This is a genomic window from Streptomyces sp. CBMA123 (assembly GCF_014596465.1).
Classification (GTDB): domain Bacteria; phylum Actinomycetota; class Actinomycetes; order Streptomycetales; family Streptomycetaceae; genus Kitasatospora.
Genome location: NZ_MECK01000041.1, coordinates 1 through 23790, shown reverse-complemented (window position 1 = coordinate 23790; position 23790 = coordinate 1). Strand labels below are relative to the sequence as shown.

The 23790-nt window shown below is 73.2% G+C and carries 21 protein-coding genes; 9 read left to right on the top strand and 12 right to left on the bottom strand.

The window, feature by feature from the left end; translation table 11 throughout:
* Positions 1-852, bottom strand: an 852-nt coding sequence (locus tag BG452_RS07285; protein ID WP_188303357.1) for an aminotransferase class I/II-fold pyridoxal phosphate-dependent enzyme, incomplete at its 3' end; no start/stop codon positions are given.
* A gap of 365 nt (positions 853-1217) precedes the next feature.
* Between BG452_RS07285 and BG452_RS07280 the strand changes: the two genes are divergently transcribed.
* From BG452_RS07280 to BG452_RS07270, 3 genes are all read left to right on the top strand, one after another.
* On the top strand, positions 1218-1976 hold the full coding sequence (locus BG452_RS07280) for a hypothetical protein (protein ID WP_188303356.1): 759 nt from the start codon (positions 1218-1220) through the stop codon (positions 1974-1976).
* Complete coding sequence (locus BG452_RS07275; RefSeq protein ID WP_188303355.1) at positions 1969-2652, top strand: hypothetical protein; 684 nt, start codon at positions 1969-1971, stop codon at positions 2650-2652. Before BG452_RS07280 ends, BG452_RS07275 begins: the two co-directional genes overlap by 8 nt.
* A gap of 131 nt (positions 2653-2783) precedes the next feature.
* Positions 2784-5276, top strand: a complete 2493-nt coding sequence (locus BG452_RS07270) for a DEAD/DEAH box helicase (protein ID WP_223241879.1) — start codon at positions 2784-2786, stop codon at positions 5274-5276.
* Between the two features lie 72 nt (positions 5277-5348).
* Here the strand turns inward: BG452_RS07270 and BG452_RS07265 are convergent, their stop codons facing one another.
* Positions 5349-6200, bottom strand: coding sequence for a hypothetical protein (locus BG452_RS07265; RefSeq protein WP_188303353.1), 852 nt, complete (start codon positions 6198-6200; stop codon positions 5349-5351).
* A 237-nt stretch (positions 6201-6437) separates the two neighbouring features.
* Between BG452_RS07265 and bioB the strand changes: the two genes are divergently transcribed.
* The 5 genes from bioB (at position 6438) to BG452_RS07240 (ending at position 13441) form a co-directional block, all read left to right on the top strand.
* Complete coding sequence (bioB, locus tag BG452_RS07260) at positions 6438-7676, top strand: biotin synthase BioB (protein ID WP_188303352.1); 1239 nt, start codon at positions 6438-6440, stop codon at positions 7674-7676.
* A gap of 20 nt (positions 7677-7696) precedes the next feature.
* Positions 7697-9001 (top strand): adenosylmethionine--8-amino-7-oxononanoate transaminase, encoded by a 1305-nt coding sequence (locus BG452_RS07255; protein WP_188303351.1) that lies wholly within the window; start codon positions 7697-7699, stop codon positions 8999-9001.
* A complete protein-coding gene (gene bioD, locus BG452_RS07250) occupies positions 8998-9732 on the top strand; it encodes a dethiobiotin synthase (protein WP_188303350.1) in 735 nt (244 codons plus the stop codon). Before BG452_RS07255 ends, bioD begins: the two co-directional genes overlap by 4 nt.
* Positions 9733-9810: 78 nt before the next feature.
* Positions 9811-10257, top strand: coding sequence for a hypothetical protein (locus BG452_RS07245; RefSeq protein WP_188303349.1), 447 nt, complete (start codon positions 9811-9813; stop codon positions 10255-10257).
* A 232-nt stretch (positions 10258-10489) separates the two neighbouring features.
* Entirely contained in the window at positions 10490-13441 is a 2952-nt protein-coding gene (locus BG452_RS07240) for an AfsR/SARP family transcriptional regulator (RefSeq protein WP_223241878.1), read from the top strand.
* Positions 13442-13477: 36 nt separating this feature from the next.
* Here BG452_RS07240 and BG452_RS46945 read toward each other — a convergent pair whose 3' ends face one another.
* From BG452_RS46945 to BG452_RS07220, 4 genes are all read right to left on the bottom strand, one after another.
* Complete coding sequence (locus tag BG452_RS46945; RefSeq protein ID WP_188303347.1) at positions 13478-13645, bottom strand: hypothetical protein; 168 nt, start codon at positions 13643-13645, stop codon at positions 13478-13480.
* Positions 13646-14056: 411 nt separating this feature from the next.
* A complete protein-coding gene (locus BG452_RS07230; RefSeq protein WP_188303346.1) occupies positions 14057-14461 on the bottom strand; it encodes a hypothetical protein in 405 nt (134 codons plus the stop codon).
* A complete protein-coding gene (locus BG452_RS07225) occupies positions 14458-15099 on the bottom strand; it encodes a hypothetical protein (RefSeq protein WP_188303345.1) in 642 nt (213 codons plus the stop codon). Before BG452_RS07225 ends, BG452_RS07230 begins: the two co-directional genes overlap by 4 nt.
* Positions 15100-15167: 68 nt before the next feature.
* Positions 15168-15554, bottom strand: a complete 387-nt coding sequence (locus BG452_RS07220) for a helix-turn-helix domain-containing protein (protein WP_188303344.1) — start codon at positions 15552-15554, stop codon at positions 15168-15170.
* A gap of 72 nt (positions 15555-15626) precedes the next feature.
* On the opposite strand from BG452_RS07220, the gene BG452_RS07215 reads away from it, so the two are divergent.
* A complete protein-coding gene (locus BG452_RS07215) occupies positions 15627-17072 on the top strand; it encodes an aminopeptidase P family protein (protein WP_317620936.1) in 1446 nt (481 codons plus the stop codon).
* Between the two features lie 171 nt (positions 17073-17243).
* Here BG452_RS07215 and BG452_RS07210 read toward each other — a convergent pair whose 3' ends face one another.
* The 6 genes from BG452_RS07210 to BG452_RS07185 form a co-directional block, all read right to left on the bottom strand.
* Positions 17244-17915: a class I SAM-dependent methyltransferase gene (locus BG452_RS07210; RefSeq protein WP_188303343.1), complete on the bottom strand. Its 672-nt coding sequence runs from the start codon at positions 17913-17915 to the stop codon at positions 17244-17246.
* 50 nt (positions 17916-17965) lie between these two features.
* On the bottom strand, positions 17966-19234 hold the full coding sequence (locus BG452_RS07205) for a sugar ABC transporter permease (RefSeq protein ID WP_188303358.1): 1269 nt from the start codon (positions 19232-19234) through the stop codon (positions 17966-17968).
* A gap of 71 nt (positions 19235-19305) precedes the next feature.
* Positions 19306-20085, bottom strand: coding sequence for an ATP-binding cassette domain-containing protein (locus tag BG452_RS07200; protein ID WP_411292894.1), 780 nt, complete (start codon positions 20083-20085; stop codon positions 19306-19308).
* Positions 20086-20154: 69 nt separating this feature from the next.
* A complete protein-coding gene (locus BG452_RS07195; RefSeq protein WP_188303341.1) occupies positions 20155-21291 on the bottom strand; it encodes a substrate-binding domain-containing protein in 1137 nt (378 codons plus the stop codon).
* Between the two features lie 102 nt (positions 21292-21393).
* Complete coding sequence (locus BG452_RS07190) at positions 21394-22797, bottom strand: sensor histidine kinase (RefSeq protein ID WP_188303340.1); 1404 nt, start codon at positions 22795-22797, stop codon at positions 21394-21396.
* Position 22798: 1 nt separating this feature from the next.
* Entirely contained in the window at positions 22799-23476 is a 678-nt protein-coding gene (locus tag BG452_RS07185; RefSeq protein ID WP_188303339.1) for a response regulator transcription factor, read from the bottom strand.
* Positions 23477-23790: the final 314 nt, after the last annotated feature.

Genomic DNA, 23790 nt, shown 5'->3' with positions numbered 1-23790 from the left:
GCCGACGGCGGCCGGGGCGAGGCCGGTGTCGAAGATGAAGGTGCGGGCGGTCTCGGTGAGGTGCCGGATCACCCGGTGCGGGCCGAGGACGGCGCCGCCCTGGGAGCCGAGGGACTTGGAGAGGGTCACGGTGGCGACGGTGTCCGGCGCCCCGGCCAGCCCGGCGGCGGCCAGGGCTCCGCGCCCGCCGGGGCCGAGGACGCCCAGCCCGTGGGCGTCGTCCACCAGGAGCGCGGCGCCGTGCGCCCGGGCGGCTTCGGACAGCCCGCGCAGCGGCGCCGCGTCGCCGTCCACCGAGAACACCGAGTCGGTCACCACCAGCGCCCGCTGCTGTTGCCGTCCGGCGAGCACCTCGGCGACGGCCGCCGGGTCGCTGTGCGGGGCCCGGTGGACGTCGGCGCGGGCGAGCCGGCAGCCGTCGATCAGCGAGGCGTGGTTGTAGGCGTCGGAGACGATCAGGGTGTCCGGGTCGGTCAGCGCGGTCAGTGCGGCGAGGTTCGCGGTGTACCCGGAGGAGAACACCAGCGCGGCCTCCACTCCGCAGAACTCGGCGAGTTCCGCCTCGAGTTCGGTGTGCAGCGCGGTCGTCCCCGTCACCAGCCGGGAGCCCGTGGACCCGCCGCCCCAGCGCCGCGCCGCTTCTCCGGCGGCCGTGGTCACCGCCGGGTGGCGGGTCAGCCCCAGGTAGTCATTCCCGGCGAGGTCCAGCACCCGGTCCTCCGCGCCCCGGCTGCGCAGTCTGCGGGTCAGCCCGGCGTCGGCCCGCAGTGCGGCGGCCTCGTCGAGCCAGTCGAAGACGTGCCCCGGGGCGGGCGGGGCGACGGGCGGTGCGGACGTCAGCGGGAGGGTCATGCCCGGCACTCTGGCACGCCCCGCGAGACGGCGGCAATGTGCGACTCGGCACAACTCGGCCGGGGTGTTCTTGTCGCCGTCCACCCGGGTTCACCGCGAGTGAATATCGAAAATACCGAATCTCTCATTCCGTATTCTCGGTCGGCCATTCGCGCCGGATTCCCCCACGGAGCGTCGATGATTTCGGTACGCTCCGTGCCGGTCTCCCTTTGGAGGATGGACACGTGGCGAACTTCGAATTCGATCGTCGAATGTATCCGCGGCGCTTGGCCGGCCCAGCTGATTCCGCCGATTCGGCCGGGACAACGAAACGACTATTCCCGGCCCCGGCCCTCGCAACCCCGATACGGACGGAAAGCTGAACCATGGTCGACGTCGCGCACTTCGTTCCGAACCCGCCCGACGACCCGCGGCCGCCCCGGCGGCGGTGGGCGCCGTGGTCGGCGGGGGTCCTGGGGGTGGCCCTCATCGCGGGCAGCGTGCTGTGGGTGTGGCGGCCGTGGCGATCGCTGGAGATCCCGCGCAGCGCCTGCTGGTCGGCGCTCTCCGAGGCGGACCTGAAGCCGCTCGCCGGAGCGTACGGGACGGTGTCCGAGGTCGCGCCCCGCCCCCGGATCCAGACGCCGACCTCGCCGCAGGAGAACGAGATCCGCAGCAACGCGTGCCAGCTCTCCTGGCACGGGGACGACGGCCGCCAGGGCCGGCTGCTGGCCGTACGGGTCGACCCCGCCTGGAGCGGCATCGACGCCGACCGCGCCCAGGACACCGCGCGCGACCGCCGGGTGACCCCGCTGGACGGCGGTCCCGGCGCGGCTTGGCTGGCCACGGCGGACGGTAGCCACCGCGTCCGGCTGTACGTGCGGTGCGACTTCCAGGTGCCCGCCGCGACCGATCCCAAGCACAGGACGGCGCCGCCGTACTTCCGTGTCGACGTCGGGAGCGACGGGGTCGTCGCCGCGCCGTCGGAGCAGGGGAGTCGGGCGTACGGCGACATCGCGTTGAAGATCGCCCGGGCCGCCGCGGCCGAGTACCGGTGCACCAACCAGGTGCAACTGCCCACCACCGCACCGGCGATGCCCGGTCTCGTGGGGGAGAAGCAGGAGAAGGGGAAGGCCCATGGCTGAGCGCTCGCGCCGGCGCGTGCTGCCGGTCGCCCTCGGTGCGGCGGTGCTGGCCGCCGGCGTCGGTGGCGGGGCCTGGTGGTGGCGGTCCGCGCAGTCGGCCGACGTGCCGACGGACGCCTGCTGGAACGCGTTCACCCACGACGACCTCGCGGAGCTGTCCGGCGAGGGTCACCAGGCCGTCGTCTGGCAGGGGACGGAGCAGCTGGACAGCCGGAACGCCCTCGCCGATCCGGTCTGCGCCGTGGACTGGAAGGGCGACGACGCCCGGACCCACTGGGTCGCGAAGATCGAGGTCGCGCTCGCGGACGAGCGGTTCCTGCGGACGAAGACCGACGCGGAGAACGTCGGCTGGGCACCGGTCCGCCCCGCCCGGCTGGAGTTCGGCTCCGGCGCGCAGGGCTGGCTCTTCCACGACGGCACGGTGCAGCTGGTGGTCCGCTGCGACTCCCCCGCCGCCCCCGCATCCCCCGCCGCCCGCGAGAAGAGCGGCACCGCCCCGCCCCCGTACCGCAAGATCACGATCACCGGCGACCGCGGCGCCGCCGAGACGCCCGCCGCCAGGGTCCACCAGATCCGCGTCGACGCCGCGCTGCGCACCGCGCGGGAACTCGTCCGCGCCCAGGGCTGCGCCAACGCCCCCCAGCTGGCCGGGCAGTCCCCCACCGCTCCGTTCTGACCCCGCCGCGCCCTTCCGGCCTCGCCGCCCCGCCACTGCCTTCCGTCCTCGCCGCCCCGCCGCCCCGCCACCGGGCTTTGCCCGGGGTGGCGGCGAGCAGGCAAGATAGCCTGGTGACCCTCCTTGATCTGATGCCGAAGCCCGCCACCCCCGACGCGCTGTACGAGACCTTCGCAGCCTGGGCGCAGGAGCGCGGGATCACGCTGTACCCGGCGCAGGAGGAGGCGCTGATCGAGCTGGTCTCGGGGAACAACGTGATCCTCGCGACGCCGACCGGCTCGGGCAAGTCCCTGGTGGCGGCGGGTGCGCACTTCGCGGCGCTGGCCGAGGGGCAGCGGACGTTCTACACGGCGCCGATCAAGGCGCTGGTGTCGGAGAAGTTCTTCGACCTGGTGAAGATGTTCGGCACCGAGCAGGTCGGCATGATGACGGGCGACGCGAGCGTCAACCCGACCGCGCCGATCATCTGCTGCACGGCCGAGGTGCTGGCGCAGATCGCGCTGCGGGACGGTACCCGGGCGGACATCGGCCAGGTGGTGATGGACGAGTTCCACTTCTACGCGGAGCCGGACCGCGGCTGGGCGTGGCAGATCCCGCTGCTGGAGCTGCCGCAGGCGCAGTTCCTGCTGATGTCGGCGACGCTCGGCGACGTGCGCCGCTTCGAGGAGGACCTGACCCGCCGCACCGGCCGTCCCACCACGGTGGTGCGCAACGCGACCCGCCCGGTGCCGCTGTTCTACGAGTACCGCCGCACCACCATGCACGACACCCTGGAGGAGCTGCTGCAGACCGGCCAGGCGCCGGTCTACGTCGTGCACTTCACCCAGAAGGAGGCGGTGGAGCGGGCGCAGTCGCTGATGAGCATCAACATGTGCTCGAAGGCGGAGAAGGAGGCCATCGCCGAGCTGATCGGCGGCTTCCGTTTCACCACCAAGTTCGGCCGCAACCTGTCCCGTTTCGTCCGCCACGGCATCGGCGTGCACCACGCGGGCATGCTGCCGAAGTACCGCCGGCTGGTCGAACGCCTCGCCCAGGCGGGCCTGTTGAAGGTGATCTGCGGGACGGACACGCTCGGCGTCGGCGTCAACGTGCCGATCCGCACGGTGCTGTTCACCGCCCTGTCGAAGTACGACGGACAGCGTGTGCGAATCCTGCGCGCCCGTGAGTTCCACCAGATCGCCGGGCGGGCCGGCCGGGCCGGCTTCGACACCGTCGGCCAGGTGGTCGCCCAGGCGCCGGAGCACGTGATCGAGAACGACAAGGCGATCGCCAAGGCCGGCGACGACCCGAAGAAGAAGCGCAAGGTGGTGCGGAAGAAGGCGCCGGAGGGTTTCGTCGGCTGGACCGAGGAGACCTTCGAGAAGCTGATCGGCGCCGACCCGGAGCCGCTGGTCTCCCGGTTCAAGGTGAGCCACGCGATGCTGCTCTCGGTGATCGGCCGCCCGGGCAACGCCTTCGAGGCGATGCGCAAGCTGCTGACCGACAACCACGAGGACAAGGCCGCCCAGCGCCGGCACATCCGCACCACGATCGCCATCTACCGCTCGCTGCTGGAGGGCGGCGTGGTGGAGCGGCTGCCGGAGCCGGACGCCGAGGGCCGGATCGTCCGGCTGACCCTGGACCTCCAGGAGAACTTCGCGCTCAACCAGCCGCTCTCCACCTTCGCGCTGGCCTCCTTCGAGCTGCTCGACCCGACCTCGCCCTCGTACGCGATGGACGTGATCTCGGTGGTCGAGGCGACCCTCGACGACCCGCGCCAGATCCTCGCCGCCCAGCAGAACAAGGCCCGCGGCGAGGCCGTCGGCGAGATGAAGCGCGACGGCATCGAGTACGAGGAGCGGATGGAGCGGCTCCAGGAGATCACCTACCCGAAGCCGCTGGAGGAGCTGCTCACCCACGCGTACGAGGTGTACCGCCGGGCGCACCCGTGGATCGGCGACCACCAGCTCCAGCCCAAGTCCGTGGTGCGCGACCTGTACGAGCGGGCGATGACCTTCTCGGACTACGTCGGCTTCTACGAACTGGCCCGCACCGAGGGCATCGTGCTGCGCTACCTGGCCGGCGCGTACAAGGCGCTGGAGCAGACCGTCCCCGAGGATGTGAAGACGGACGACCTCAAGGACGTCATCGCCTGGCTCGGCGAGCTGGTCCGCCAGGTCGACTCCAGCCTGCTGGACGAGTGGGAGCAGCTGGCCAACCCGACCGACCCGGCCACCCCCGAGGTCACCCTGGACGACAAGCCGGCGCCGGTGACGGCGAACGCCCGGGCGTTCCGGGTGCTGGTGCGCAACGAGATGTTCCGCCGGGTGGAGCTGTGCGCCCTGGAGCACTGGAACGTCCTCGGCGAGCTGGACGGCGAGTACGGCTGGGACGCCGACCGCTGGGCGGACGCCATGGACGGCTACTGGGACGAGTACGACGACCTCGGCACCGGCCCGGACGCGCGCGGCCCCAAGATGCTGATCATCGAGGAGGAGGACTCCGCCTGGAAGGTCCGGCAGATCTTCGACGACCCGGAGGGCGACCACGACTGGGGCATCAGCGCCGAGGTCGACCTGTACGGCTCCGACGAGGAGGGCCGGGCGGTGCTGCGGGTCACCGCGGTGGACCGGCTCGACGGCTGACCCTCCGTCAGGATCGACGGTTGAGTGAACGTCAAAAAGGGGCCCGGCGCGCGCCGGGCCCCTTGGCGTTTGTCACATCCACACAAACGGCTGACCCGCCGCGTAGGACAGCGCCCGGGTGGCCTCGTCCAGGTTCGGCTCACCGCCTGAACCGGATGCGGTCGGCGCCGGGGTGGACGACGCCGGGGTGGACGGCGCCGGGTTCGAGGAGGCGGTGTCGGCCGGGCGGGCGTCGCCGGGGCGGGAGCTGGTGACGGTCACGTAGTGGCCGACCGCCTCGACCCGGGCCTCGCTGCCCGGCTTGGCGCTGCCGGCGGACGGGGCGGGCGCGATGTTGGTGTCGGCGAGCATGAAGGCGACCACGCCGGGCTTGCCGCGCAGAGTGTCGGCGGCCCTGGCGGCGGCGGCCTGGTCGGCGAAGCGCAGCAGGGTGACGCTGCTGCGCACCGGGTGGTCGACGCCGGTGAAGCTGACGATCAGGTAGGCCTGGCAGCCGCTGTCCTTGAGCAGCTCCTGGGTACGGTCCTGGAGCACCTCGTCGCACTTCTCGCCCTGCCGGATGCCGCCGCGCCGGGCCTTGTAGCCGGCGACCTCGACCGGGCGCTGGGCGGGGAACAGGTTGTCCGCGTTGAGGCCCTCGGGGTCGGTGGTCGGCGGCGGGGAGCCCACCACGGGGGGCGTGCTGGAGGCGTCCTTGTGGGACGGGCCCAGCCCGGGTATGTAGTCGCCGGGCATCGGTTGGGTGATGATCCATCCGCCGGCCGCGACCACGCCCACCATGACGACCCAGCCGACCGCCCGGCGGGCGGTGACCCGCCGGCCGCGCCGGCGTTCCGCCTCGACGGGACCCCCGCCGGTCCGCTGTCCTGCCCGGCCGTCGCGGCCCTCTCCCGGAGTCGGGGTGCGCTCCCCCTGCGTGGTCATGGCGCAGATTCTAAGCACCCGCCGGGTGGCGTGGGTCACGGGGTCGGGCGCTGTCGATCTTCGCTCCGGCGGCGTTCGCGCTACCCGTCGGTAACCGGGCTCCGGGGCCACCGTCAAGCTCGTGACCAGCGCCGACGCCGTGAGCTTCGACACTGTGGCAATCGGCACATCCTTCCGGAGATCTTCTGGTGGGTTTGCTCTGGCGCCATTCGAGCGCCACCAGGCAGGATCGGCCCCATGGATCTGCTCGATACCCTCACCGCCAAGGGCCTGCGCGGCGAAGTCCCGACCCGCGAGGAGGCCCTGGCCGTCCTCGCCACCACCGACGACGAGCTGCTCGACGTGGTCGCCGCGGCCGGCAAGGTGCGCCGCCGCTGGTTCGGCCGCCGGGTCAAGCTCAACTACCTGGTGAACCTCAAGAGCGGGCTCTGCCCCGAGGACTGCTCCTACTGCTCCCAGCGGCTCGGGTCCAAGGCCGAGATCCTCAAGTACACCTGGCTCAAGCCGGACCAGGCCGCCGACGCCGCCCGCGCCGGGGTGGCCGGCGGCGCCAAGCGGGTCTGCCTGGTCGCCAGCGGCCGCGGCCCGACGGACCGTGACATCGACCGGGTCACCGACACCATGGCCGCCATCAAGGACGCCGACCCCGAGGTCGAGATCTGCGTCTGCCTCGGCCTGCTCTCCGACAACCAGGCCGAGCGGCTGAAGGCGGCCGGCGCCGACGCCTACAACCACAACCTGAACACCTCCGAGAGCACCTACGGGACCATCACCAAGACCCACACCTACGCGGACCGGGTGGACACCGTCCAGAAGGCCCACGGCGCGGGCCTGTCCGCCTGCTCCGGCCTGATCGCCGGCATGGGCGAGAGCGACGAGGACCTCGTCGACGTGGTGTTCGCGCTGCGCGAGCTGGGCTCGGACTCCGTCCCCGTCAACTTCCTCATCCCCTTCGAGGGCACCCCGCTCGCCAAGGAGTGGAACCTCACCCCGCAGCGCTGCCTGCGCATCCTGGCGATGGTCCGCTTCGTCAACCCCGACACCGAGGTGCGGATCGCCGGCGGGCGCGAGGTGCACCTGCGCACCATGCAGCCGCTCGGCCTGCACATCGCCAACTCGATCTTCCTCGGCGACTACCTGACCAGCGAGGGCCAGGCCGGGCAGGCCGACCTCGACATGATCAAGGACGCGGGCTTCGAGGTCGAGGGCGCCGGCGAGGCCACCCTGCCCCGCCACCGCGCCGACATCGCCGCCGCCTCGTCCTGCGGCACGACGGCCTCGGGCTGCGGCACCGCCGCCTCGGCGTGCGGCAGCGGCGGCGGCTGCGGGCCGTGCGGCGGGCACGCCCACGACGCCCCCGAGGACGCCCCGGCCGCCCCGGAGACCACCGAGGCTCCGGACGACGACGAGCTGCGCAGCGACCTGGTCAAGGTCCGCCGTCGCGGCGCCGGCACCGAACTCGCGCCCAACGCCTGACCCTTCGGAGAGATCTCACCATGTCCCAGCTGTCCGCGGACACGCTGCTCACCCTCGACCGGGCGCACGTCTGGCACCCGTACGGGCCGATGCCCGGCACCGTCACCCCGTACGTGGTCGAGTCCGCCTCGGGCGTGCGACTGCGCCTGGCCGAGCCCGTCGCGGGCGGGCGGCGCGAGCTGGTCGACGGGATGTCGTCCTGGTGGGCGGCGATCCACGGCTACCGGCACCCGGTGCTGGACGAGGCGGTGCGCGAGCAGCTGGGACGGATGAGCCACGTGATGTTCGGCGGGCTCACCCACGAGCCCGCCGTCCGGCTGGCCGCCCGGCTGGTGGAGATCACCCCGGAACCGCTGCAGCACGTCTTCCTCGCCGACTCGGGCTCGGTCGCCGTCGAGGTCGCGATGAAGATGTGCCTGCAGTACTGGCAGTCCCTCGGGCAGCCGCGGAAGCGCCGGCTGCTGACCTGGCGCGGCGGCTACCACGGCGACACCTTCCACCCGATGTCGGTCTGCGACCCGGACGGCGGGATGCACCACCTGTGGGGCGGGGTGCTGCCCGGACAGCTCTTCGCGCCGCAGCCGCCGGCCGGCTTCGACGCCCCGCTCGACCCCGAATACGCCGCCCAGTTCGAAGAGTTGATGGCCCGTCATGCCGACGAGCTGGCCGCCGTCATCGTCGAACCGGTGGTCCAGGGCGCGGGCGGCATGCAGTTCCACTCCCCCGCCTACCTGCGGATGCTGCGCGAACTCTGCGACCGCCACGGCGTGCTGCTCGTCTTCGACGAGATCGCCACCGGCTTCGGCCGCAGCGGCGCCCTGTTCGCCGCCGACCACGCGGGCGTCGCCCCGGACGTGATGTGCCTGGGCAAGGCCCTCACCGGCGGCTACCTGACCCTGGCCGCCGCCCTGTGCACGACTCGGATCGCCGACGGCATCAGCCGCGGCGAGATGCCCGTCCTCGCCCACGGCCCGACCTTCATGGGCAACCCGCTGGCCTGCGCCGCCGCCAACGCCTCGCTGGACCTGCTGCTCGGGCAGGACTGGGCGGTGGAGGTCAAGCGCATCGAGGGCGGCCTGCGGGACGGCCTCGCTCGGGCCGCCGAGCTTCCGGGCGTCCACGACGTACGGGTCCAAGGCGCCATCGGCGTCGTCCAGTTGGACCACCCCGTGAACGTCCCGGCGGCCACCGAGGCCGCCGCCCGCGAGGGCGTCTGGCTGCGCCCCTTCCGGGACCTGATCTACACCATGCCCCCCTATGTGACGGAGGACGAGGACGTGGCACGGATCGCTGCCGCCGTGACCGCCGCGGCGGTGGCCGGATGAGCGCGCGCATCCTGTTCGTGACGGGCACCAACACGGACGTCGGCAAGACCGTCGCCACGGCGGCCCTCGCCTCGGCGGCGCTGCGGGACGGCCGGAAGGTCGCCGTGCTCAAGCCCGGGCAGACCGGCGTGACCCCGGACGAGCCCGGCGACGCGGCCGAAGTGCGGCGGCTGGCAGGTGAACTGACGATCAGTGAGCTGGTCCGCTACCCCGAGCCGCTGGCCCCCGACACCGCCGCCCGGCGCTCCGGCCTGCCCTACCTCTCCCCCGCCGAGGTGGTCCACGCCGTCGCCGATCTGGCCGCCACCCACGACCTCGTCCTCGTCGAAGGCGCGGGCGGCCTGCTCGTCCGCTACGACGACCAGGGCCGCACCCTGGCCGACCAGGCCCGGGCCGTCCTGGACGCCGGCCTCGACGCCGAGGTACTGCTCATCGCCTCCGCCGGACTCGGCACCCTCAACATCGTCTCGCTCACGGCGGAGGCCCTCGCCGCCCGCCGACTCCCGCTGGCCGGCGTCCTCGTCGGCTCCTGGCCCGCCGAGCCCGGCCTCGCCGAACGCTGCAACCTCGCCGACCTGCCCCGCTCGGCCGGCGCCCCGCTGCTCGGCGCCCTGCCCGAACGGGCCGGCGCGGCCGAGGACTTCGCCGCCCTGGCCGTCGCCTCCCTGGCCCCCGAACTGGGCGGCAGCTGGAACGCGGAGCACTTCGCCCACGTCCACCGGCCGGAATAGCCCCCGCTTCGCTCGATGGAGTGATCCTGGTGCCCGAATTGCACCTTCGGGCACCAGGGGCTCAATAGCGTTGCCCGCATGACAGACGGGCTGAGCATGGACGAGGCCCTCCGGGCCTTGGCCGCCCTGGAGGCGGCGTGGAAGGACGACGACGAGGCACTGTCCGCCCTGGCGGCGGGCCGCGCCGACGAGCGGTCGCTGCCGGCGCTGGTCGCCGCGTACGGCGAGCACGCGATGGACACGCTGATGGCCCTGGCCTTCGGCCTCAGGTCGAGCATGAGCGACGAGGAGATCGCGGAGCTGTCGGACGCCGTCAGCGCCAACATCGGCGCCCGGATGAGCGCCCTGCTCACCCAGACCCTCAAGGCCTGGGGCACCGTCGCCGCAGCCGACGACCTCACCGTCACCAAGGTCATCGCCCACACCGTGATCGACGCGATGCGGGCCGTCACGGAGGACCCGAGCAAGACCGAAGTGCTCCCGCTCCTCGCCACCTTCCGCAACTACGCCCTCAACGGCGTCTGAGGAGTAGACCTACGGTGCGGGCTTCGAGCCGGCGCTCGAAGCCCGCACTTCCTTGGGATCCTCATCCACCCGGCGGCGAGGGTGAGTCCGCCCGCGGAGGTGGCAAGAAGGACGAGGACGAACACCGGAGTGCTCGCCGTCGGAGGCATGTCGCCAGGCAGCGGGAAGGTGACGGCGCCCGCGAGCGGGAAGCTCCCCACGGCGATGACTCCGACGGCGGAACGAACCGGCGATGGCCGAGAGTCGAGTGCGCGTTTGTCAACGGGTGCCGCGCCAGCGAGGATGTGAGGCTGGTCGGCGATCCCGGTGCCGACTCGGACTTTGGGGGAACGCCTTGCGGCCGGTTGGTGATCCGGATCAGCTGAGCTTCGCACTGCTCGGGCCGCTCCGGGTGCAGCGCTCCGGTACCGACATCGAACTGGGTGCCCCCAGACAGCGATCGGTGCTGGCCTCTCTCCTCCTCCGGGTCAACTCCGTGGTCTCCATGGACGATTTGATCGCGGACTCATGGGGGGACGAGCCGCCCGGGTCGCCGGTCGTCGCCATCCGCTCCTACATCTCGCAGCTGCGGAAACTGCTGGAGCCGGTGCGAGAGACCCCTACCGTCCTGCTCGCCCAGGCGGGCGGGTACCGGCTGGCGGTCGAACCCGGCAGCGTCGACCTGTGGCAGGTCAGGCAGCTCCATGAACTCGCCCGCAGCTCCACCGCCGAGAGGGCCTCGGAGCATCTGACGGAAGCCCTCGGGCTCTGGCGCGGGGAGCCGCTCCTCGGCCTGCCGGGGCCGTTCATGGAGCGGGAGCGGCAGCGACTGGCGGAACTGCGGCTCACGCTCCTGGAAGAGCGCCTCGCGCTCGGCGATCCCGCCGACCACCTCGCCGAGTTGCGGTCGTTGACCGCCGAGCACCCCTTCCGTGAGCGGCTGCAAGGGCTGCTCATCCGCGCCCTGCACCGCACCGACCGTACGGCCGAGGCCCGGGCGACCTACGACGCCCTGCACTCCCGCTTCGTCGAACACCTGGGAATCGAGCCGGGGCCCGAACTCGCCGCGCTTCGGAGCGAGTTGGACCCGGACCAACTCCCCACCACCCCACCCCACTTCACCGGACGACAGCACCACGTCGCCGACCTCACCCGGGCCCTCACCGACCGCACCACCTCCGGCCTGCGCCTGGTGACCGTCACCGGCATGGCCGGGGTCGGCAAGACCGCCCTCGCCGTACGCGCCGCCCACGCCCTGCGCCCGGACTTCCCCGACGGCCGCCTCTACGCGGACCTGCGCGGCGCCGACCTGGTCCCCGCCAGCGCCTCCGACATCCTCGCGGACTTCCTGACCGCCCTGGGCGTCCGCCCCGCCGCCGTGCCCAAGGACCTCCCCGGCCGGTCCGCACTCTTCCGGACGGCCAGCACGGGCAAGCAGCTCCTCATCGTCCTCGACAACGCCCACGATGACGCCCAGATCCAGCCCCTGCTGCCCGGCTCCTCCGACTGCGCCGTGATCGCCACCAGCCGCACCTCACTGCCCAGCCTCCCCACCCTCCTACGCATCCCGCTGGACGTGTTCAGCCCCCCGGAGGCGATCGCCCTCCTCGACTCGCTCATCGGCCGCGCCCGCCGCTCCGCCCAGCACACCCAGGCCGAGCAGCTGGTCGAGGCCTGCGGCCGCCTCCCGCTCGCCGTACGGATCGCCGCCGCCCAACTCGCGGCCTCTCCGGACCAGCCGATCGCGGACCTCCTCCGGCGCCTCGCCGACGACCGGGAGGGCCTGGCCGCGCTCCGCACCCGCGACCTCGCCATCGAGCAGGTCTTCGACCTCGGTTACCGGCTTCTCCCGCCACCCCTCACCACAGCCTTCCGCCGACTCTCCTGGATCGAGCCGGACATCGGCCTGGCCTCGGCCGCCGCCGTCCTCGACCTGACCGAAGACCAGGCGGAGCACCTCGCCGAGGCCCTGGTGGACCAGGCCCTCCTCGAATCGATCGGCGCCGGCCGCTACCGCTTCCACGACCTGGTGCGCGCCTTCGCCCGCCGGACGTCCCTGCGGCACGGCCCGGACGAACGCGCCGCCGCCCACCGCAGCCTGCTGGCCCTGCTGCTCACCCGCGCCCGTACGGCCTTCGCCCTCGCCGTCCCCGGCGACCCGGTGGCCGATGTCTTCGGCGAGCCGGCCACCTGCCCGGACTTCGGGGATCTGGCGGACGCCCGCCACTGGGCGCGCGCCGAAACCCCCAGTGCCGTCGCGCTCGCCGCCGCCGTCGCCACGCTCGACCCGGACGCCGCCACCCTGCGGTCGGCCGTCGACCTGTTGATCGCCCTCAGCCCGCTCGGTCTCGGCGCCTTCGCCGGCCGGGCGGAGGAGGCGGCCCGTCTGCTCGTCACCGCCGCGGTCGACAACCACGACCGTGCCGCCGAGGGACGCGCCCGGTTCCTGCTGGGCACCGTCCTGCTGGGCCGGGCCCGGCTGGACGAGGCCGCCGAGCAGGCCCGGCAGGCGGCCCGGGCCTGTGCGGAGACGGACGACCCGGCCGTGCTCCGGCAGGCCCTCAACGACCTGGGCCTGATCGCCCAGGCCCAGGCCCGGCACGCGGAGGCGATCAGCGCCTTCGACGAGGCAGCGGCCCTCGCCCGGCGGCTCGGTCACCGCTCGGGCGAGGTGGCGAGCACCGCGAACGCGGCGCTGTCCCGGATCCGCACCGGTCAGGCCGAAGGGGCCGCCGACACCTGCCGCCGACTGCTCGCAGAACCGGGCGACCCCGCGATGACGGCCTATGTGCACTACGTCCTCGGCCTCGCCTACCAGGTGCTCGGCCGGCTGAACGAGGCCGCCGCCCAGCTGCGCTTCTGCGTCGACCGCGCGGGCCCCGCCGGGGACCTGGACCGGGAGTCGGCCGCCCGCAGCCGCCTGGCCGACGTGCTGCGCCTGCTCGGGCGGGTGGACGAGGCCGTGCAGGAGGCGCACCGGGCACTGGCCCTGGCAACGCGAGGTGGGCGACAGCGCGAACGCGCTCTCGCCCACCTGGTGTTGGCCAATGCGGTGACCGCCCGCGGCGACCACTCCGCCGCCCGGGCTCACGCCGCGCAGGCGCACCTGCTGCTCAGCGGCCTGGGCGCCCCGGAATCCGCCGACGCCAAGTCGCTGCTGACGGCGCTGGCCACCGCCGACGGGTCCGTCACTTCGAACGGGTAGGTCATTCGAACGGGTAGGTCACTTCGAACGGATCGGTCACTTCAACCGGATGACCAGCCCCGTCCCGTTCCAGGCGACCTTGTTCGCCAGGCACTGCACGTCCGTCGACCCCCCGCAGGCCGACGAGCCGTCCCGTGCCGACTCCCGTACCGGATCCCCCGCCGTCACGGCGAAGGCACCGGCCACCGCCGCCAGAACGGCCACGCTGCCAACCACCGTACGGGTCACCACTGTTGGAAACACTTCTGTTGCTCCTTGCTCACGTGCGAACCAAGCGTCCGCACATTCGCAGCAGCGGGTAGACAGTCGATCAACGGCCCCGCCCCGGCTCCGGGCCGACAGGCCCGGCCGTCCCCGGACGGACGTTGGCAGTCCGTCTACCGCCCTCCGTGAGAGTGGGGCCCGGCGCGGACCGCAAGACCCCGCCGCACCTCACCGGCCACGGCGGGGAACCGGAGAGCCACCCCGTCACGCCCGCGTGGTCGTCCACCAGGGCCACGGCAACGGTCCGGCGCTCCGGCCGGGCCCACACCGGCCGCCGAGCGCGGCCCGGCGGCCGGTATGGGTCCGAGCCGCCACCCGAGCCGAGGCGTCAGGGGTCCCCGCCCTGACGCCTCAGTGGCCTTCCTCGACCGGGAACGGCCCGGTGGCCCAGTGCAGTCGGTCCGGGCCGCCGCTCGGCCGGTCGTGGTGGAGGTGGCGGCGGCCCTCGCCGAGCGGGCCGAGGTCGAGCGGGGCGAGGGTGCCGACGGCCAGGGCGGTGGCCTCCCGGCCGGTCAGCGGCAGGACCGTCAGGTAGCTGGCGTCGTCGCCGCCCGACCAGTCGGTGAACTCGGTGCGGATCCAGCCGAAGCGCTGGGCGCAGGCCAGGCAGCGGCGGACGGAGACGGCGAAGTGCGGGTCGGCCACCACCGCCGCCTCGTAGGCGAAGCCCTCCCGCTGGCGCGCCCACACGGCCTGCGCGTCCTCGCCGTAGCACTCGGCGCAGCCGAACGCCCAGGACTCCCCTTGCGCCGTCACGCGGCCTCCAGCAGTACGGCGGGCAGTTCGCCGTCCAGCACCGCCGCGCGCGGCAGGGCCAGCCCGAAGCGGCGGCCGAGCAGTTCCAGGCAGGTGCGGTGGACGTCCCGCTTCTCCCGCTCCGGGTCGGGCAGTCCGGCGGCGGCCAGGTCGGCGGTCACCGCCGCCGCCGTCTCCGGGTCGCCGTCGACGCCGTCGAAGCCCCAGCTGGAGTCCAGGTGGAGGTTGAAGGAGCAGAGCGGCCGCCCGTCCCACGAGGCGGAGAAGTTCGGCGGCACCGGCTTGCCGTTCTCCTCCTCGTACTCGACGTGGTACACCTCGGCGCCGCCGCGCGAGACGGTCGCCGGGATGCCCAACTCGCCCTGCCAGTAGCCGTAGGCGACGGCGTAGGCGAGGTCGCCGACCTGTCCGTGGCGTAGTGCGAGGTCCTCCGTCCCGCTGGCGAGGTCGAGTTCGTGTTCCTCGATCAGGTCCTCGCCGGTGTACGGCCCGAGCGGTCGCGCGGTGCACCGCGGAACGGCCTCGGCGGCGATCCGGGCCACGAGTTCCGCCGGATCCAGGCCGCGCGCCAGGACCACGCTGTAGCCGCCGAAGGCGATCGACTCCGGCTCCGCGAGCCAGCTGAGGGTGTCCGTCATGCCGATCATCCTGCCCCATTCGGCGGTGTACAGCCGAACTCCGATCTGACAAACCGACAAAATATGCACTACCCCGCCCGCGCAACCGCCGGATTGCCGAGCAGCAGGTCGTGCCCGACCTCGCTGAGCGCGTGCCGGACCTGCTTGCCCTCGCACCGGGTGGCGATCAGCCTGACGGCGCGCAGGGCGACGGCATGGGCGGAGGCGGAGCGCGGGGTGATGGCGAGGGTGCGGGCGAGTTCGGTGGTGGAGCAGGGGCCGCCGTCGAGGGCGCGCGGGGCGTGGGCCCGGTCGGCGATGTCGGCTTCCAGGAGCCGGCGGATCTCGGGCCGGTCGGGGGCGAGGCAGGAGCGGGACCGCGCCCGGGCGCCGTCGGCGACCCGGCGCAGCCCGTCGGCACCGGCCGCATCAGCACCGGCCCCTTCTCTTCGGGCTCCGTTCGATATACGGTACACAACGCTTGTTACGTACCCGGCGGGTCGACGCGACGAGGCGTCGTACCCAGGCCCCCGACTGGAGAGTCCGCTGTGACCGAGTCCGCCCAGCCCACCGAGCCCATCAAGTACCGCAAGAACGGCCTCACGCGCGGGGTGACCGAGGAACTGGCCGAGAGCATGAAGCACGGCTGGGCCGACACCGAGCGCCACGGCCTGGAGCCGATCCCGCAGGCCGCCCACACCGAGCGCCGCCGGGCCACGCTGTCCGCCGCCTTCCCGGGCGAGCTGCTGGTGGTGCCGTCCGGCAACCCCAAGGTGCGGGCCAATGACACCGACTACCCGTTCCGCCCGTCCTCCGACTACGTCTACCTGACCGGCGACCAGTCCCAGGACGCCGTCCTGGTGCTGGAGCCCACCGGGGACACCGGCCACCACGCGGTGCTCTACCTGCGCGACCGCTCCGACATCGAGAGCGGCGAGTTCTGGCTGGACGGCCACGGCGAACTGTGGGACGGGCGCCGCAACAGCCTGACCGAGAGCGAGAAGCTGTTCGGCCTCCCCTGCCGGGACGTCCGCACCGTGCGCGCCGACCTGGCCGCGGCCACCGCCCCGGTGCGGGTGCTGCGCGGGCACGACGCCGGGGTGGAGGCCGCCCTCGACGGCCGGGCGGTCGCCGAGCGGGACGCGGACTTCGAGGTGTTCCTGTCCGGAATGCGCCTGGTGAAGGACGAGTTCGAGATCGCCGAGCTGCGCTTCGCCTGCCAGGCGACCGCCCGCGGCTTCGAGGACGTGGTGCGCGTCCTCGGCACCGACGCCCGGACGCCGGAGCGGCTCATCGAGGGGACCTTCTTCGTCCGGGCCCGGCTGGAGGGCAACGACGTCGGCTACAGCACCATCGCCGCCGCCGGGCCGCATGCCACCACCCTGCACTGGGTGCGCAACAACGGCCAGGCCCGCCCCGGCGACCTGCTGCTGCTCGACGCCGGCGTGGAGACCAACGAGCTGTACACCGCGGACGTGACCCGCACCCTGCCGGTCTCCGGCCGCTTCACCGACATCCAGCGGAAGGTCTACGACGCCGTCCACGCCGCCCAGGAGGCCGGCATCGCGGCCGTCCGGCCCGGCGCCGACTTCCGCGACTTCCACCACGCCGCCCAGCGCGAACTGGCCGAACACCTCACCGCCTGGGGCCTGTTCGGCGACCTCACCGCCGACAAGGTGTACGAGCTGGGCCTGCACCGCCGCTTCACCCTGGCCGGGACGGGCCACATGCTCGGCATCGACGTCCACGACTGCGCCCACTCGCGCACCGAGGAGCACCTCGACGGGACGCTGCTGCCGGGCATGGTGCTCACCGTCGAGCCCGGCCTCTACTTCCAGCAGAACGACCTGACGGTGCCGGAGGAGTACCGGGGCATCGGGGTGCGGATCGAGGACGACATCCTGGTCACCGAGGACGGCAACGAGAACCTCTCCGCCGACCTCCCGCGCGGCTCCGCCGAGGTCGAGGCCTGGCTGGCCCGCCTGCGCGGCTGACGGCCGCCGGCGCTCGGCGGCCGTCCGGACGGTGCGCGGGCCGCCGCCCGCGTCCGGCCCGGCCGCGTCAGGCCGGGGGCGTCGTCCCGCCCGCCGGCGGCTTGACCCAGCGGCTCCACTGCGGTTCGGGGTGGTAGTCGGCGGCCTGCCAGGTGCGGTGGCCGCGGACGGTCAGCCCAGGCGCCACACCGTGGTGGTCTTGACCGAGGTGTCCTCCAGGTCCGCCACCACCGGCACCTGGTACGCGGCGACCGCGGTGAACCGCTCCCGGGGCAGGTAGGCGCGGCCCGGGTCGCCGACGATCACGGTGGCGCCGCGGGCGGCGGCCCGCTCCAGGAAGGGCAGGAAGCGGGCGGCCATGGCCCGTTCGTAGAAGACGTCGCCGGCCAGCACCACCTCGGCGGGAGCGCCGTCGCCGTCCACCAGGTCGGCCAGCGCTCCCGCCACCCGGACGCCGTTGGCCTCGGCGTTGAGGCCGATCGCGGCGACGGCGTAGGCGTCGATCTCGGCCGCCCGGACGTCCTTGGCGCCGCGCAGCGCGGCCGCCACCCCGACCAGTCCGGATCCGGCGGCGATGTCCAGCACCGCCCGCCCGTCGACCAGTTCGGGGTGGTCCAGCACGTAGCGGGCGACCGCGACCCCGCCGGCCCAGGCGAACGCCCAGAACGGCGGTGGCATTCCGGCCCGGCCGCGCTCGCGTTCGGTGGTCTCCCACAGCGCGATGGCGTCCTGGGCCATCTGCAGGCGGATCTCGGGCACGAAGGGCACGGGCGTCAGTTCGGTCTCCCGCAGGATGAACGCCTGATCGGTGTCCGGTCGATGAACTCGCAGCTCACTCGGCATCCCCGCAGCATAGGGCCCACCAGGCACCGCCCACGCCCACCGGGCACCGCTCACGCCCGCCCGGCCGCCCGCTGGGTGCGCCGGGCCAGCGAGTCGACCACGACGGCAGCCAGCAGCACCGCCCCGGTGATCATGAACTGGATGGCGTTGCTCAGGCCCTGGATGTTCATCCCGGACTGGATCGAGCCGATCACCAGCGCACCCAGCAGCGCCGACCAGGTCGTGCCGCGCCCGCCGAACAGGCTGGTACCGCCGATGACGGCCGCCGCGATGGCGTTCATCAGCAGGTTGCCGCCACCGGAGGTCTGGCTGGCGGACTGGATCTGCGCGGCCAGGAAGAGACCGCCGATCCCGGCCATGGTGGAGCAGATGGCGAAGACGCTGATCCGGATCCACGAGATGTTGATGCCGGCCCGGCGGGCGCCCTCGATGTTGCCGCCGAGTGCGAACACCTGGCGGCCGTAGGAGGTGCGGCGCAGCATGAAGTCCAGCACCACGATGAAGATCAGGAAGATCAGCAGGGCCAACGGCAGCCCCTTGTACTGGTTGAGCGTGTAGGCGGCAAGGAAGGCGATGACCGCCAGCAGCACGGTGCGCAGTGCGATGTCGGCGGCCGGCCGGGAGGGGACGCCCGCGGCCTGGCGCCGGCGGGCGTCGACCAGCGAGGCGAGCAGGAACAGCGCCACTCCGACGAACGCCGCGCCGTACGCGGCGATCTGCTGGCCGTAGATGGTGCTGTAGAGCCGGGAGACGATGTCCGTGCCGGAGAGGTTGACGGTGCCGCTGGCGCCGAGCACCTGGAGCATCAGGCCGTTCCAGCCGAGGTTGCCGGCCAGGGTGACGACGAAGGCCGGGACGCCGACCTTGGCGAAGAAGAAGCCCTGGATGGCGCCGACGATCGTGCCGCCGACGATCGCGGAGATCAGGGCGACCCACTGGTTGACGCCGTTGCTGACGTTCAGGACGGCGTAGATCGCCGCGCACAGGCCGCTGACCGAGCCGACCGAGAGGTCGATCTCGCCGAGCAGCAGCACGAAGACCACGCCGATCGCGATCATGCCGGTGCCGACGATCTGCTGGGACAGGTTGGACAGGTTCTGGGCGGACAGGAAGCTGCTGTTGAGGCTGCCGAACACCGCCCAGATCACGATCAGGGCCAGCACGACGGGCAGCGAGCCCAGTTCGCCGCTGCGCATCCGCCGGCGGAACTCGCCCAGATACCCCCTGACGCCCTCCTGGCGCACGATCAGCCGGGGGTCGACCGCGGGGGTGGCCTCCGGGGCCACCGGGACGGGGGCGTTGACGCCGCCGGTGGGCATGCTGTCCTCGGGCAGCGGCGGGTGGTGGCGTTCGGGGTCGCCGCCGGGGAAGCCCCCGGGATTGTGGTCGCTCACTCCGAACCCTCCTGACCCCGGGCCCTGCGGCGGGTCACGGCGTTGTCCGTGGCGCCGGTGATGGCCGAGATGATCTCTTCCTGGTTGGTGTGGCGCTTGTCGAAGACGCCGTTGTTGCGGCCGAGGCGCAGCACCGCGACGGTGTCCGCGACGGCCATCACGTCCGCCATGTTGTGGCTGATCAGGATCACGCCGTGGTCCTGTTCGCGCAGCCGCTCGACCAGGTCGAGCACCTGGGCGGTCTGTTCGACGCCGAGGGCCGCGGTCGGTTCGTCCAGCATCACGACCTTGGGCGAGCCGATCAGCGCGCGGGCGATCGCGACGACCTGGCGCTGACCGCCGGAGAGCGAGGCGACCGGGATCCGCACGCTGGGGATGCGGATGGAGAGGGTGTCCAGCAGTGCCCGGGAGCGCTTCTCCATCGCGACCTCGTCGAGGATGCCGAGGCGGCGGATCTCGCGGCCGAGGAAGAGGTTCCCGACCACGTCGAGGTTGTCGCACAGCGCGAGGTCCTGGTAGACCGTGGCGATGCCCAGCTGCTGGGCGTCCTGGGGCCGGTGGATGCTGACCGGCCGGCCCTGCCATTCGATGGCGCCCTCGTCGGGCTGGTGCACCCCGGCGATCGCCTTGACCAGGGTGGACTTTCCGGCGCCGTTGTCGCCGACCAGGGCCAGCACCTCGCCGGCGTGCACCTCCAGTTCGATGTCGGTGAGCGCCTGGACGGCGCCGAACCGTTTGGAGACCCCGCGCAGGGCCAGTACGGTCTCACCTGCCACAGTGACCAACTCCCTTGCCCCGCACCCGTGCTGGGGCGGGGCCGTTCGGCTTCGAGGGGGTGCGGCCGGCTACTGGAGGCCGGCGCTCTTGCAGGCGTCGGCGAAGTCCGGCGTGCAGATCTGGGCGACGGTGTAGAGGCCGTCCTGGACCACGGTGGTCTTGATGTTGTTCTTGTCGACGACGACCGGGGTGATCAGGTTGGCCGGCACCTTGTTGCCGCTGCCATTGGTGACCGTGGTCGGCGCCAGGGTGGAGTCCAGGGCCTGGCCGGCGGCCAGCGCGACGGCCATCCGGGCGGCGGCGTCGGCCTCCGGCTTGAACGGCTTGTAGATCGTCATGGTCTGGGTGCCGGCCACGATCCGCTGGATGCCGTCGATCTGGGCGTCCTGGCCGGTGAGCGGCACGCTCAGGCCGGCCGCCTTGAGGGCGGTCGCGACGCCCGCGGCCATGCCGTCGTTGGCCGAGTAGGCACCGACCACGTTGGCCGCGCCGATCGCGGTGATCGCGGCGGCGGCCTCCTGGTTGGCCGTGTTCGGGTCCCACTGGGGGGTGTCGTACTCCTTGCCGATCTTCAGCTTGCCGTCGATCGCGCTGTGCGCGCCGGCCTTGAAGTCGGCCGCGTTGGGGTCGGTGGGCGAGCCGTTGATCATGAAGATCTCGCCCGCGCCCGCCTTGCCGCCGACCGCCGCCACCAGGGCCTGGCCCTGGAGTTCGCCGACCTTGTGGTTGTCGAAGGACACGTACGCGTCGACCGGGCCCTGGGCGAGCCGGTCGTAGGCGAGCACCTTGACGCCCGCGTCATGGGCCTTCTGGACGGAGGACTGGATCGACTTGGCGTCCACCGCGTCCAGGATCAGCACCTTGTCGCCCTTGGTGAGGGCGGTGTCCACCTGGGTCTGCTGGAGGGTCGCGTCCTGGTTGGCGTTGTAGTAGTCGATCTGCGCCTCGGGCGCCAGCTGCTTGATCCGCTGCTCGATCAACGGGCGGTCGAACTGCTCGTAGCGGGTGGTCTTGGTCTCGGGCAGCAACAGGCCGATCCGCACCGCCCCCACCGCCACGGTGCCGCTCGCCCCGGCACCCGCGGCAGCGGAGCCCGACGAACCGCCGCCCGACGAGGCCTGCTTGGCGCTGCCGCAGGAGGCGGCGCCCAAGCCGAGGGAGACCACTGCGGCCACCGCGAGGATGCGACGAAGCCCGATGCTCATGAGAATGCCTCTCCGGTCGAGTCCACCCCCTCGTCCTTCGAGTCTGGGAAGCATCGGGCGCCACCACGATCCCGGCTGCGCCGAACGGGTCCCGCGGGCCGCTCAGGCATCCGCCGCCAGAGGGATCGCGGCGGTGAGCCGGGCGCCGGCCGCGGTCTGGGCCTGGGTCTGGCTCTGGGTCGGGGCGACGGTGAGGGTGCCGTGGTGGTGGCGGGCGATGTCGCGGGCGATCGACAGGCCCAGGCCGGTGCCGCCGTGGTCGCGGGAGCGGGCGTCGTCCAGCCGGGTGAAGCGTTCGAAGACGCGCTCCCGGTCGGCGGGCGGGATGCCGGGGCCGTCGTCCTCGACGTCCAGCAGGGCGAGGCCGCGGACCGGGTCGGTGGACAGCCGGACGTGGACGGTGCCGGCCGCGTGCCGCTCGGCGTTGTCCAGCAGGTTGGTGAGCAGCCGGACGAGCCAGAGCGGGATGCCGTCGACGGCGACCTCCGGGGCGAGGTCGGTGGTGCGGCGGTGCGGGCCGCAGGGGCGGGCCAGCACGGTGGTGGCGACCAGGTCGGTGAGGTCGATCCGCTGACGGGGGCGCTCGTCGGCGCCGCCGGCGTCGAGGCGGGCGAGCAGCAGCAGGTCGGTGGCGAGGTTCTGCAGCCGGTCGGTGTCCGCGAGGGCGCCGTGCACCAGTTCGGCGCGGACGGCCTGGTCCGGGTGGGTGTCGGCGACCTCCAGCTGGGTGCGCAGCACCGCCAGCGGGCTGCGCAGTTCGTGCGAGGCGTCGGCGATGAACTGCCGCTGGCGGCGGCCGGAGGCCTCCAGCCGGTCGAGCATCGCGTTCATGGTGGCGGCGAGCCGGGCGATCTCGTCGGCGGTGCCGGGCTCGGGGACGCGCCGGTGCAGGTCCTGGCCGGTGATGGCGTCGACCTCGGCACGGATCGCCTCCACCGGCCGCAGCGCCTGCCCGGTGACCTTCCAGGTGACCACCACGCCGGTGAGCAGCAGCAGCGGGCAGGCGACGGCGAGCCCGGCCTGGGTGATGTCCATCGCCTCGTCGGCGGCGCGCAGCGAGGCGCCCGCGTAGACGGTGACCGGCCCGTTGGGGGTGTCGGCGGCGACGGCGGTGAGCCGCTGGCGGTGGTGGTCGTAGAGCGGGTCGACCTCGGTGGTGGTGAGCGAGCCGGTGCGCCGCTCGGTGGCGACGGCGGCGCGGCCGGCCAGGTTGGGGCTGGCGGCGAGGACGGTGCCCCGGGCGTCGACGACCTGGAGGAAGTCGGTGCCGTGCCCGGTGTGGAGGACGGCCGGCAGCCGCCCCTGGAGGGCGAGTTGGGCGACCGAGTCGGCCTGCTGCCGGGTCGCTGAGGCGGCCGAGGCGACCAGGTCGGCGTGGACGGCGGCGAGCAGCCCGGCCCCGGCCAGGGCGAGCGCGGCGGCCAGCACCGTACCGGCCGCGGCGGTGGCCCGGGCGCGCACCGTACGGGGGACGAGCCGGCCCGCCCAGTGCGGGAGTCGACGCATCTCAGCCGCCGTCCGGGTCGAGCCGGTAGCCGGCGCCGCGCATGGTCTGCAGCGCGGACCGGCCGAACGGGGAGTCGATCTTGCGGCGCAGGGCGTGGACGTGCACCTCGACGATGCTCGGGTCGGCGTCGTGGTCGGCGTCCCAGACGTGGTCGAGGATCTCGCGCTTGGAGACGACCGTCCCGGCCCGGGCCGCCAGGTGCTCCAGGATCGCGAACTCGCGGGCGGTCAGGTGGGTGGGGGTGCCGGCCCGGGTGCAGGTGCGGGCGTTGGCGTCCAGCACGAGGTCGCCGAGGGTGTGCAGCCGGGGGCGCTGCTGGTCGATCCGGCGGTGCAGGGCGCGCAGCCGGGCGAGCAGGACGACGAAGGAGAACGGCTTGGAGAGGTAGTCGTCGGCGCCGGTGTCCAGGGCCTCGGCCTCGTCCCACTCGCCGTCCTTGGCGGTGAGCATCAGGATGCCGGCCCGGCAGCCGCCCGCGCGCAGCCGGGCGCAGACCCGGTAGCCGTTGAGGCCCGGCAGCATGATGTCCAGGACGATCACGTCGTAGGGGTGGCGCTCGGCGAGGGCGAGGCCCTCGGGGCCGTTGTGGGCGGTGTCGACGGTGTGGCCGTCGGCCTCCAGGCCGCGCCGCAGCGCGGTGGCCATCCGCTGTTCGTCCTCCACGACGAGTATGTGCATCCGTTCAGGGTGCCAGGTGCGGCTGAGAGCTCCGGACCGGGCTTAAGCGGGGGTTCAGGTACGGTCCGCCATGATCACCGGGCGCGGCCCGGGCGGTACCGGGCCCGAAGTCGACGCAGTCGATCACAGTCGATCGCAGCCGCCCGAGGCAAGGAGCCTTCCGATGACCGATCCCCTGTCGTCCACCACCCCGCCGGCCGCTTCCCGAACGGCCGCCGAGGAGCCGGAGGCCGTCCCCGAGCTGCCGCCGCTGTCGCCCCGGCGGCGGCGTGCGGAGCGGCTGCGGGCCTGGGCGGGCGGTCGGGAGCGCCGGC

Coding starts and splice junctions, on each gene's coding strand:
- BG452_RS07280 (WP_188303356.1), top strand. CDS start 1,218: ATGGTCGACGTCGCGCACTTCGTTCCGAACCCGCCCGACGACCCGCGG.
- BG452_RS07275 (WP_188303355.1), top strand. CDS start 1,969: ATGGCTGAGCGCTCGCGCCGGCGCGTGCTGCCGGTCGCCCTCGGTGCG.
- BG452_RS07270 (WP_223241879.1), top strand. CDS start 2,784: ATGCCGAAGCCCGCCACCCCCGACGCGCTGTACGAGACCTTCGCAGCC.
- BG452_RS07265 (WP_188303353.1), bottom strand. CDS start 6,200: ATGACCACGCAGGGGGAGCGCACCCCGACTCCGGGAGAGGGCCGCGAC.
- bioB (WP_188303352.1), top strand. CDS start 6,438: ATGGATCTGCTCGATACCCTCACCGCCAAGGGCCTGCGCGGCGAAGTC.
- BG452_RS07255 (WP_188303351.1), top strand. CDS start 7,697: ATGTCCCAGCTGTCCGCGGACACGCTGCTCACCCTCGACCGGGCGCAC.
- bioD (WP_188303350.1), top strand. CDS start 8,998: ATGAGCGCGCGCATCCTGTTCGTGACGGGCACCAACACGGACGTCGGC.
- BG452_RS07245 (WP_188303349.1), top strand. CDS start 9,811: ATGACAGACGGGCTGAGCATGGACGAGGCCCTCCGGGCCTTGGCCGCC.
- BG452_RS07240 (WP_223241878.1), top strand. CDS start 10,490: ATGGCCGAGAGTCGAGTGCGCGTTTGTCAACGGGTGCCGCGCCAGCGA.
- BG452_RS07225 (WP_188303345.1), bottom strand. CDS start 15,099: ATGACGGACACCCTCAGCTGGCTCGCGGAGCCGGAGTCGATCGCCTTC.
- BG452_RS07210 (WP_188303343.1), bottom strand. CDS start 17,915: ATGCCGAGTGAGCTGCGAGTTCATCGACCGGACACCGATCAGGCGTTC.
- BG452_RS07205 (WP_188303358.1), bottom strand. CDS start 19,234: ATGCCCACCGGCGGCGTCAACGCCCCCGTCCCGGTGGCCCCGGAGGCC.
- BG452_RS07195 (WP_188303341.1), bottom strand. CDS start 21,291: ATGAGCATCGGGCTTCGTCGCATCCTCGCGGTGGCCGCAGTGGTCTCC.
- BG452_RS07190 (WP_188303340.1), bottom strand. CDS start 22,797: ATGCGTCGACTCCCGCACTGGGCGGGCCGGCTCGTCCCCCGTACGGTG.
- BG452_RS07185 (WP_188303339.1), bottom strand. CDS start 23,476: ATGCACATACTCGTCGTGGAGGACGAACAGCGGATGGCCACCGCGCTG.